Origin of the sequence: Psychrobacter sp. GW64-MNA-CIBAN-0177, assembly GCF_040309585.1 — a bacterium.
Lineage (GTDB): Bacteria > Pseudomonadota > Gammaproteobacteria > Pseudomonadales > Moraxellaceae > Psychrobacter > Psychrobacter okhotskensis.
In genome coordinates this window covers 1-291 of the sequence record NZ_JBEOOY010000125.1, presented here as the reverse complement: position 1 = coordinate 291, position 291 = coordinate 1, and the positions used below count along the sequence as shown (strand labels likewise).

The 291-nt window shown below is 43.0% G+C and carries 1 protein-coding gene; it reads right to left on the bottom strand.

The window, feature by feature from the left end; all coding sequences use genetic code 11:
- Nucleotides 1-291 (bottom strand): heavy metal-binding domain-containing protein (locus AAEY79_RS14450; RefSeq protein WP_352288973.1); only part of this gene is annotated, 291 nt, incomplete at both ends.

Below are 291 nucleotides of genomic sequence, written 5' to 3'. Positions count from 1 at the left end.
GAACATGCCGCATATCGGACAATCGCTCTTTTCAGTATCCCTAACCTCAGGATGCATCGGACAGATATAAACTGTACCGCTATAATTTTCTGGTACTTTATCGTACTTGCCGTCTTCGATAGGTTTTGCCTCATTACTATTATTAGCATCCGCTCCATGACAATGCGCATGACTATCTTTATTGTTGTCGGATTCAGCAACCTCGTCTTCAGGCTTAAGAAACATCCCGCATATTGGGCAGTCACTTTTTTCGACATCTCTTACTTCTGGATGCATAGGACAGGTGTAAAC